Origin of the sequence: Aeromonas sp., from assembly GCF_050633025.1 — a bacterium.
Classification (GTDB): domain Bacteria; phylum Pseudomonadota; class Gammaproteobacteria; order Enterobacterales; family Aeromonadaceae; genus Aeromonas.
Window position 1 is genome coordinate 1 of record NZ_JBODRQ010000126.1, and the last position, 9,633, is coordinate 9,633.

Annotated in this window: 8 protein-coding genes; 4 read left to right on the forward strand and 4 right to left on the reverse strand. The window is 58.8% G+C overall.

The features are described 5' to 3' along the window. Positions 1 to 58: 58 nt before the first annotated feature. Positions 59 to 1,069 carry a Holliday junction branch migration DNA helicase RuvB gene (gene ruvB, locus ACRAUW_RS14580; protein WP_005335744.1) on the reverse strand — a complete coding sequence of 337 codons (1,011 nt, stop codon included), beginning with the start codon at positions 1,067 to 1,069 and terminating at the stop codon, positions 59 to 61. Between the two features lie 8 nt (positions 1,070 to 1,077). Next, a complete protein-coding gene (gene ruvA / locus ACRAUW_RS14585) occupies positions 1,078 to 1,692 on the reverse strand; it encodes a Holliday junction branch migration protein RuvA (RefSeq protein WP_431362855.1) in 615 nt (204 codons plus the stop codon). A 260-nt stretch (positions 1,693 to 1,952) separates the two neighbouring features. Between ruvA and ACRAUW_RS14590 the strand changes: the two genes are divergently transcribed. Then, on the forward strand, positions 1,953 to 3,962 hold the full coding sequence (locus tag ACRAUW_RS14590; RefSeq protein ID WP_431362856.1) for a methyl-accepting chemotaxis protein: 2,010 nt from the start codon (positions 1,953 to 1,955) through the stop codon (positions 3,960 to 3,962). Between the two features lie 81 nt (positions 3,963 to 4,043). Here ACRAUW_RS14590 and lysE read toward each other — a convergent pair whose 3' ends face one another. Both lysE and ACRAUW_RS14600 read right to left on the reverse strand, forming a co-directional pair. Further along, positions 4,044 to 4,652, reverse strand: a complete 609-nt coding sequence (lysE, locus tag ACRAUW_RS14595) for an L-lysine exporter (protein ID WP_431362861.1) — start codon at positions 4,650 to 4,652, stop codon at positions 4,044 to 4,046. A gap of 206 nt (positions 4,653 to 4,858) precedes the next feature. Beyond that, a complete protein-coding gene (locus ACRAUW_RS14600; protein ID WP_431362857.1) occupies positions 4,859 to 5,635 on the reverse strand; it encodes a LuxR family transcriptional regulator in 777 nt (258 codons plus the stop codon). Positions 5,636 to 5,697: 62 nt separating this feature from the next. On the opposite strand from ACRAUW_RS14600, the gene ACRAUW_RS14605 reads away from it, so the two are divergent. The 3 genes from ACRAUW_RS14605 (at position 5,698) to ACRAUW_RS14615 (ending at position 9,572) form a co-directional block, all read left to right on the forward strand. Further along, positions 5,698 to 6,336, forward strand: a complete 639-nt coding sequence (locus ACRAUW_RS14605; protein ID WP_431362858.1) for an acyl-homoserine-lactone synthase — start codon at positions 5,698 to 5,700, stop codon at positions 6,334 to 6,336. 209 nt (positions 6,337 to 6,545) lie between these two features. Continuing rightward, entirely contained in the window at positions 6,546 to 7,445 is a 900-nt protein-coding gene (locus tag ACRAUW_RS14610) for a LysR family transcriptional regulator ArgP (protein ID WP_431362859.1), read from the forward strand. A gap of 99 nt (positions 7,446 to 7,544) precedes the next feature. Then, entirely contained in the window at positions 7,545 to 9,572 is a 2,028-nt protein-coding gene (locus tag ACRAUW_RS14615) for an exoribonuclease II (protein ID WP_431362860.1), read from the forward strand. The last annotated feature ends 61 nt before the right edge of the window (positions 9,573 to 9,633 follow it).

Consider the following 9,633-nt stretch of genomic DNA (forward strand, 5'->3'; position numbering starts at 1 on the left):
TTTGCCCGGATAATAAAAAACCGCCTTTGACGGCGGTTTCATGTTCAAACGACTGTTTTTACTTCTCATCTGGTCGCTGAAGACCGAAATGAGCGTAGGCTCGTGTGGTCGCAATCCGTCCTCTGGGTGTACGTTGCAGATACCCCTGCTGGATCAGATAAGGCTCCAGCACATCTTCGATAGTATCTTTCTCTTCCCCGATCGCGGCGGCCAGATTATCGAGACCCACCGGGCCCCCCATAAACTTGTCTATCACAGCCAACAATAACTTGCGGTCCATGAAGTCAAAACCTTCGTTATCGACATCCAGCATGTCCATGGCGCGGGCAGCAATGGGGCCGTCGATCCGGCCATCGGATTTCACCTGGGCAAAGTCGCGCACCCGCCTTAACAAACGGTTAGCAATCCGCGGCGTGCCGCGAGAGCGACGTGCGACCTCAATGGCACCATCTTCCGTCATGTCGAGTCCCAGACAACGGGCACTGCGGGAGACGATATCAGTCAGATCCTTGACGTTGTAGAACTCCAGCCGCTGGACAATACCGAAGCGATCCCGCAGCGGGCTGGTGAGTGAACCGGCCCGGGTGGTGGCGCCGATCAGGGTGAAAGGAGGCAAATCCAGCTTGATGGAGCGGGCCGCAGGTCCCTCACCGATCATGATGTCGAGCTGGTAATCCTCCATCGCCGGATAGAGCACCTCCTCCACCACCGGGCTGAGGCGATGGATCTCGTCGATGAACAGCACATCGTTCGGTTCAAGGTTGGTGAGCAGCGCCGCCAGATCCCCCGCTTTCTCCAGCACAGGGCCGGAGGTGGTCTTGATATTGACCCCCATCTCGTTGGCAACGATGTTGGCGAGGGTGGTCTTGCCCAGACCCGGCGGGCCAAAGATCAGCAGGTGATCGAGCGCCTCGCCCCGCTGGCGCGCCGCTTCGATAAAGATCTCCATCTGCTCGCAGACAGTATCCTGACCGGTGTAATCAGCCAGCTTCTTGGGGCGAATAGCCCGGTCAATAATGTCATCCTCACGGGCGGCACTGGCCGAGATGAGGCGGTCTGCTTCAATCATCAACTACCTCACACCAGGCTACGCAGGGATTCACGGATGATATCTTCCACCGACATCCCATCTTTGGCGATCTTGCTGACAATCTGGCTCGCCTGCTGCGGCTTGTAACCGAGGGCCACCAGGGCGCTGGCCGCCTCTTCGGTCACATCCGGTGCTCGCAATTCGGGCTCACTGACTGGCAAGGTGACCATGGCCGGGGAGAAGAGGTCGTGACTGACCCACCCCTTGAGGCGATCCTTCATCTCCACCACCAGCCGCTCGGCGGTCTTCTTGCCGACTCCCGGCAGTTTGACCAAAGAGCTTATCTCTTCACGTTCGACACTCAGCACAAACTGGGTAGCTGTCATGCCGGAGAGAATAGCCAGCGCCAGCTTGGGGCCGACTCCGTTGGTCTTGATCAGCTCGCGGAACAGCGCACGCTCCTGTTTGTGGTTAAAACCATAGAGCAACTGAGCATCTTCCCGCACCACGAAGTGAGTATGGATGGTCGCTTCCTTGCCGATCTCCGGCAAATCATAGAAGCAGCTCATCGGCATCTGTACCTCATAACCCACCCCGCCCACTTCCAACAGGACCTCGGGGGGTTGCTTTTCAATGACAATGCCTCTCAAGCGACCAATCACAGCACTCTCCTCACCAATACAACTATTCGTAAATTGGCTCATAGCATAAAGAATAACTGGATAAGTATCCAGCATAGGGCGGCAACACCCTTGTGGTCAGAGAGGCTTTTTACCCAATTTTCCACCATGCTTGATCGGGTGCAGCCAGTGCACGGGATGTTTCAGCGCCGCATCGGCCCCCGAGCGGGGGATAAACCACCACGACAAACCCGTTCGGAACCTAAGTTGGTGCCAATGTCGATACCAAGGAAGGCCATCACATGAAAATTGTTACCACCTCCAATCTGGGTCTTGCCATATTGCTCGGCTGTACGCTGGGCATGGGGGTCGTTGGCTGGTATGGCAGCCAGCGGCTAGCCAATCTGCTCTCCTACGTACTGGGCGCCGCCTGGCAGACCGCCGACGGTGCCATGGAGGGCTCCATAGAGCTGGGCAACCAACAGCTACAGATTCAGAAGATGCAAAACGGCACCCAGCTCAATCGCGCCGAACTCGATGCTGCCAAGGCGGCGACTGATGATGCGCTGGCCCGGGTCAGCCAGGGGCAGCTCATTGATGGTGCAGCCCTTGCCACCATGAAACAGCACAAGCAGGACTATCAACAGCAACAAGAGAAGCTGCTGGCGCTCTATCACGCCTATACCGAGGTGGATCAGGCCCTGCATCACAACGCCGATCTGATGGCTCGCCTCTCGATCCAGCTGGAGGTGATCGGCGACGGCGCGGTCGAGGCGCTGACCCAATCCCCCGACCAGAACATCAGCTGGAACAGCGGCCTCTCCACTCGCTGGGAAGCGGCCGACGGGGGTATGGAGTCCAACATAGGCTTTTTGCGCCAACTCTATGCGCTGGAGAAGATGCGCAGACAAGGAGTCACAGAGGCGATCCAAGCCGAGTTAAAAGAGGCGACCGACTTCTACCACGAAGCGGTCGACAGCATGCTCGGCACCGGGCTGTTCGATATCGAGGGAACCGGGGAATTTGCCGGCAAGACACTGTCGGCAGATTATCGCGCTCTGTTGGCCCGGCATCAGCAACTGATGGGACAGTGGGTCGATGCGCTCGGCAGCTATCAGGCCCAGCAGTCCGCCTATGAGGTCAGTGCCGATGATCTGCGACAACAGCTGGTTGCCATCGAGGAGAGCGGCGATGCCACCGTCGAGGATCAGGTGGCCCAGCTCAACGGCATCATTAGCCAGACCAGCACTCTGCTGTTGGGTGGCCTGCTGCTGAGCCTGGTCATGGTCACCCTCTGCGGCTTCTGGCTGACCCGCAAACTGGTAACCCCGCTGCTGCAAGTGGACAAAAGGATGCAGGATATCGCGGAAGGTGAGGGGGACCTCAACGCCCGTATCAACCTGCGGCGAGATGACGAAATCGGCTCACTGGCCAACAGCGTGGATCGCTTCATCGAGAAATTGCAAAAGATGATCAGCTCCACCATGGACAACAACCAGCACATCAGCAAACACGTTCACACCTCGGTCATCCGGGTGGAGGCAATCAGCCAGAGCAGCCGCCAGACCGCCGAACATGCGCTGTCCCTTCTCCACGACAGTGAACAGATGGTGCAAGTCGCCACAGGTATCTCGGACAACTGCAGCATGGCGGCCCACAATGCCAATGAGGTGCGCCAGCTGACCACCGAGAGCAGCCAGTATGTCACCTCCGCCAGCGCGGGCATGCAACGGGTGGTACAGGAGGTGAGCGAGTGTGCCATCGCCATCAACTCTCTCAAGGAGCAGGCGGGGCAGATTGGCCAGATCATCTCCACCATCAGCGGTATCTCGGAGCAGACCAACCTGCTAGCCCTCAATGCGGCTATCGAAGCGGCCCGCGCGGGGGAGATGGGGCGTGGCTTTGCGGTGGTTGCGGACGAGGTGCGCACCCTGGCCAATCGCACCGCGACATCAAGCGCCGAGATCAGCCAGGTGATCAGCAGCATCCAGCAGCAGACCGAAACCGCCTATCTGATGATGCAACGCAACCTCAAGACGGTGGAGTCCGGCATGCAGGACTCCGAGAACACCAAGCAGATCCTGTTCAAGGTGGAAAGCGCCATCGACCAGCTGGCCGACATGGTGCAGCAGGTGGCCGTAGCCACAGGCCAACTGTCACACACTTTGAGCCACTCCTCTGACAAGGTCTCCGGCATCAGTCTACAAGCCAGAACCGGCGAACAGGAGGCGCAAGAGTGCCTGCAGCTCGCCTCCTCGCTCCATCAGGCCAGCCTGCTGCAACAGCGCCTGCTCTCCCAGTTCAGAGTCTGAGCCCCTGTAATAGCAAAGATGCCACTCATGTGAGTGGCATCTTTTTGTTACCGGTCGCTCATTCCTGCCGCCTTAACTTCCTCAACGTCCTATGGCCAGTTGAACAGCCAGGCTCAGCATGATGATGCCAACCAACAGATCGATCCCCTGCTGCACTCGGCTGCGGGCCAACCAGGGCGCCAGCGCCGCGGCCCCCAGCGCCAGCGAGTAGAACCACACCAGCGAGGCGAGCATGGCCCCCGCAGCAAAGGCCGGACGCAGGGACTCGCTCACCTGACTGCCAAGGGAGCCGAGCAGCATCAATGTATCGAGATAGACGTGAGGATTGAGCAGCGTAACTCCCAGCGTCATCGCCAGCACGCTTTTGGCCCCCATCTGCTGAGCAGAATCGGCAACTCCCTCCCCTTTACCACGCCAGGCACTGAGCAGAGAACGGCCACCGAACCAGCCGAGAAACAGCACGCCACCCCAGGTGAGCAGCGCCATGCCGAAGGGGCTGGCGGCCAGCACATTGGCACCGCCAAATACACCGATGGCAATCAGGGCGAGATCGCAGAAACTGCAGAGCGTGGCCGTCAGCAAATGGTGATTGCGATGGATGCCCCGGCTCAGCACAAAGGCATTCTGGGCGCCGATGGGGATGATCATGGCCAGACCGATGGTGAAACCTTGCAGTGTCGTTGCGAGCATCATGGAGAGTACCGTTCGAAATGATGAATGAGCGGCACTATAGCGATGGAGGTTCCTTCTTAGAAATTCATTGATTTACTGATTGATTCATTTTGCTAATAAAAACGTCATGCCCAGTCGCAGTTCCCACCCTTGTCAATTACCGGATCTGACAATTGTGACCATTACAATGCGGCAGGAGAATCTGTTGCACCTGTGGGCTCAGCCTACTGCAGTAATCTAGGGAAGTTGGTAACAACTACATGCTCAAGATTCGGCAACAAAATACCACTGCTAACCCCCTTGGCAATGGCCTGATAGCGGTTCATGGAGCCGGTTTTACGGGTGACCTGATTGAGATGGTAATTGACCGTGCGCTCCGTGATCCCGAGGATGCAGGCGATCTCGCTAGACGTCTTCCCTTCACTGGCCCAGAACAGGCATTCGGTCTCACGATCCGTCAGGGCGGCTTGTTGATCCGAATCCCTCAGGCGCACAACCCTGATTGCAGCCTCGAAGATGTAATTGGCCATCCAGGAGAGGATCGGCGAGGACTCCAGCAGCAGATCGCTAGAAGCCCGCTCGGAGGTGATGAAGGAGAGGATCCCGTTCTCCCCGGCTGCGCCGTGCAGAGGGAAGGAGATGCCATTGCGCAATCCGAACTCGGCTGCCAACCCCATCACGTCCATGCTTCCCTCTTGCAGAAAGCGAGCCCGCTCATCGAGACGGTTCCAGTAAATGGGCAGCGTCTGCTTGCGTGCCAGCCGGATCACCGGATCGCACGCCAGCATGTTGTTTTCGGTATAGGCCTGCACCCAGGAATCGGGGCACTGATTAAACAGTACCACTTTGGGTCTTTGCATCGACATCGGAATGATCAGGGTAAAGCCGTAATAGTCATAACCCATATCGACCGTAAAGCGACCGATCAGTTCGGCAAGACGGTCACCATCCGTCACCGAAGTGAAATGTTCCAGATACTCAAACAGTTGCTCTTGTTTCATATGCTAGCCCCCCTGGCCAAGCTTCTGATTATAACGGCGAACAGGCAGAGAGAGAGTTCATAATGTTGGTTTTCAAAGGAAAATTGAGAGATCACCCACGAAACGTCGTAGAGAACGAACTCTATCAATTTCGAAATCGCGTCTTTTCCGACCGGCTAGGCTGGGACGTCGAGTCTTACCACGGTTTAGAACGCGACAGCTTTGACACGCCAGACACCCATTGGGTACTGGTCGAAGATGAACAAGGAGTCTGCGCCTGTATCCGTCTGCTCAGTTGCGCCAGCACCTATATGTTGCCCAGCATTTTTCCCACCGCCCTTGCCGGTGAAAACGCGCCTCGCACTCCCGAGATCTGGGAACTCACCCGTCTGGCTATCGATGCGACCCGCGCTCCGTGCATGACCAATGGAGTCAGCGAGCTGACCTGCGTACTCCTTCGGGAAGCCTATGCGTTTGCTACAGCCAACGGCATCAAAGAGTTTGTTGGTGTAGCCAGCCTGCCCGCAGAACGCATTTTCCGCCGTCTCGGAATCCCTATGGCTCGTCTGGGCCACCGCCAAGCGGTAGATCTCGGTGCAGTGAAAGGTGTCGGCCTGCGCTTTTATCTGGATGAGCGATTTGCCTTGGCGGTCTCGCAGCCGCTCATCGGACACTATCAAAGTGCCACCTATCGCTCGCATGAGTTAGCGGCCCAGATATAAAAAATCCCGGGAAAACAGGCCCGGGATAAACGTATCGCTGTATCGCTATGACCCCGCAGGGCTGCCCCCTGCGGTCTCTAGAAGTATGCCTTCCTTACAAGACAGACCACCACTGTCAGATATCACAGCACAACGCCCCTTCCGCCGCCCATTGTTGTCCCCTGCTGAGTGACGTAGAGTCAGCCCTTGGGCAACGGAAGGGAGAGAAGATGAAAGAGCTGGACTACAAACTGCTGCGGGCACTGGATGCGGTACTGCAGGAGCAGAACTTCGATCGGGCGGCCAAGTCGCTCCATATCACCCAGTCGGCCATCTCCCAGCGGATCAAGCAGCTGGAGCAGCAGTTTGCCGAGCCACTGCTCATTCGCAGCCAGCCGCTGCAGGCCACGCCACTCGGCCAAAAACTGCTGGCCCACTATCGGCAGGTACATCAGCTCGAGCTCGAACTAGCGGGGGAGCTGGCCCCCGACCAGCCGCAAGGGCCAATCCGGATCAGCATCGCAGTGAACGCCGACAGCCTGGCCACCTGGTTTTTGCCCGCCATTGCCCCCTTGTTGAAACAGCACCCCATCGAACTCAACCTGCTGGTCGATGACGAGAGCCGCACCCTCGACAAGGTCCGCGAGGGTCAGGCCTTTGGTGCAGTCAGCCTGCATCCCCAGCCGCTGGCGGGTTGCTGCATCGATGAGCTAGGTGAGATGAACTATCAGCTCACTGCCAGCCCCGCCTTCGTAGCCTGCCACTTCCCTCACGGCCTGACCCGGGAGGCGCTGGCCAAGGCACCGGCGGTGGCGTTCGATCAGCGCGATGACATGCATGTGAGCTTTATGAGAGAACACTTCGGGCTGGAGCCGGGCGGTTACCCCTGCCATACGGTCCACTCGTCAGAGGCTTTCGTCGCCATGGCAGAACAGGGGCTGGCCTATTGTCTCATCCCCGAGTTGCAGATAAGAGGCCAGCTGGCTGGCGGGTCACTGCTCAACCTCAGTCCCGACCACGTCCTGACGGAACGCCTCTACTGGCACCGCTGGGTACTGGAAAAAGGGGTTCACAAGCAGCTCTCCCAACGCCTTATCGACCATGCCAGATCGCAGTTGAAACCACGCTAAGCAGGCCATTCACCTTGGCTTTGCAGGGCTAAAAACGTATAGTGCAGGGCGATCCTTCATCAGGTCTCCACCCAGGTTTTCACTTCAGGTTCCTCACTTATGTTCCAAGACAATCCGCTGCTGGCCCAGCTCAAGCAACAAATCCGCGAAAACATCCCGAAGAAAGAGGGGGTGATCCGCGCCTCGGACCGGGGCTTCGGCTTTCTGGAAGTCGATGAGAAAACCAGCTATTTCGTGCCGCCTCCCTACATGAAGAAGGTGATGCACGGTGACCGGGTGACCGCCCTGATCCGCACCGAAAAAGAGAAGGAAGTGGCCGAGCCGGATACCCTGCTGGAGCAGTCTGTTACCCGCTTCGTGGCACGGGTCAAGATGTTCCGCGACCGCCTCAACGTGGTGGCCGACCACCCGCTGATCAAGGATGCCATCAAGGCCCGTGTCAAGAAGGGTCTGGATGAGAAAGAGTTCAAGGAAGGGGACTGGGTGGTCGCCACCCTCAAGCGCCATGCGCTGGTCGACGGCAACTTCTCTGCCGAGATTATCCAGAAGATCGCCGCCCAGGAAGATCATAATGTGCCCTGGTGGGTGGTGCTGGCGCGCCACAATCTGGCCCAGGTCGAGCCGTCGGATCTGCCGGAGTGGAAAGTGATCGAAGAGGAAGAGCTGCCCCGTCGCGACCTGACCAAGGTGCCTTTCTTCACCATTGACGGCGCCAAGACCAAGGACATGGACGATGCGCTGGCCATCACCAAGCTGGATAACGGCTGGGAGCTGCTGGTTGCCATCGCTGACCCGACCGCCTATGTGGCCGAAGGGAGCGAGCTGGACAAAGAGGCCGCCCAGCGCGCCTTCACCGTCTACATGCCGGGCCGCAACGTACCGATGATCCCGCGCACCCTCTCGGACGAGCTCTGCTCCCTGAAGGAGGGCGAGGAGCGCAACACCCTGTGCGCCCGTCTGCTCATCACCGAAGATGGTCTGCTGCTGGAGGAGACCGAGTTCTTCGCCGCCCGCATCTGCTCCCATGCCCGCCTTAACTATGACGACGTCTCCGACTGGGCGGAGCACGGCAAAGAGCTGGCTATCGACGCCGGCGTGCTGGCCCAGCTGCCGCTGATGAAGGCGATGACCGAAGCGCGCATCGCGTGGCGCACCGAGCATGCGCTGGTATTCCCGGATCGTCCCGACTATGACTTCGAGCTGGGCGAGAATGGCGAAGTGCTGGCCATCCACGTTGAGCCGCGCCGTATCGCCAACCGCATGGTGGAAGAGTCGATGATCGCCGCCAACATCTGCGCCGGTCGCGTGCTGGGCAAGAGCGTCGGTTACGGCATCTTCAACGTTCACACCGGCTTTGACGAAGAGTCCCTCGACGGCGCCATCGACCTGCTGAAAAGCGCCGAAGCCCCGTTCGAGCGTGACGAGATCGCCAGCCTCTCCGGTTTCTGCGCCCTGCGCCGCTGGATCGACAGCCTCGACACCCGCTGGCTGGATGGCAAGATCCGCCGCTTCCAGAGCTATGCGCTGATGTCCTCCGAGCCGGGCGCCCACTACGGCCTGGGTCTGGATGCCTACGCCACCTGGACCTCCCCGATCCGTAAATACGGCGATATGGTTAACCATCGTCTGCTCAAAGCGGTCATCGCCGGCAAGACCCCGGGTGAGCGCCCGAGTCAGGAGCTCACCGAGCACCTGACCGCCTGCCGCCGTCTGCACCGCATGGTGGAGCGCGACATCGGCGACTGGCTCTATGTCCGTTACCTGAAAGCCGCAGCTGGCACCGATCAGGTGTTCAACGCCGAGATCATCGATGTGATGCGTGCCGGCCTCAAGCTGCGTCTGCAGGAGAACGGCGCCGTTGTCTTCATGCCTGCCCGTCATATCCTTGACAACAAGGATCGCCTGGAGTGTAACTGGGACAACGGTCGCGTCTATCTGGACAAGACCGAAGTGGTCTATGAGCTAGGTCAGATCATCGAGGTGAAGCTGACCGAAGCGGTGGAAGAGACCCGCTCCCTTATCGCCAAGCCGGCGGTCGAGCTGGTGCCGGGTCCTGCACCGGAAGCCTCGGTGGCCGAGAGTGCGCCAGCCGATAGCAATGAAATGCCAGCGCAGCCAGCCCCATAGGCTGAGTAAGGCTATGTCCCAATTACGTGTTGCATGGGGCGCCCTAGCGCCTCATGCAAAC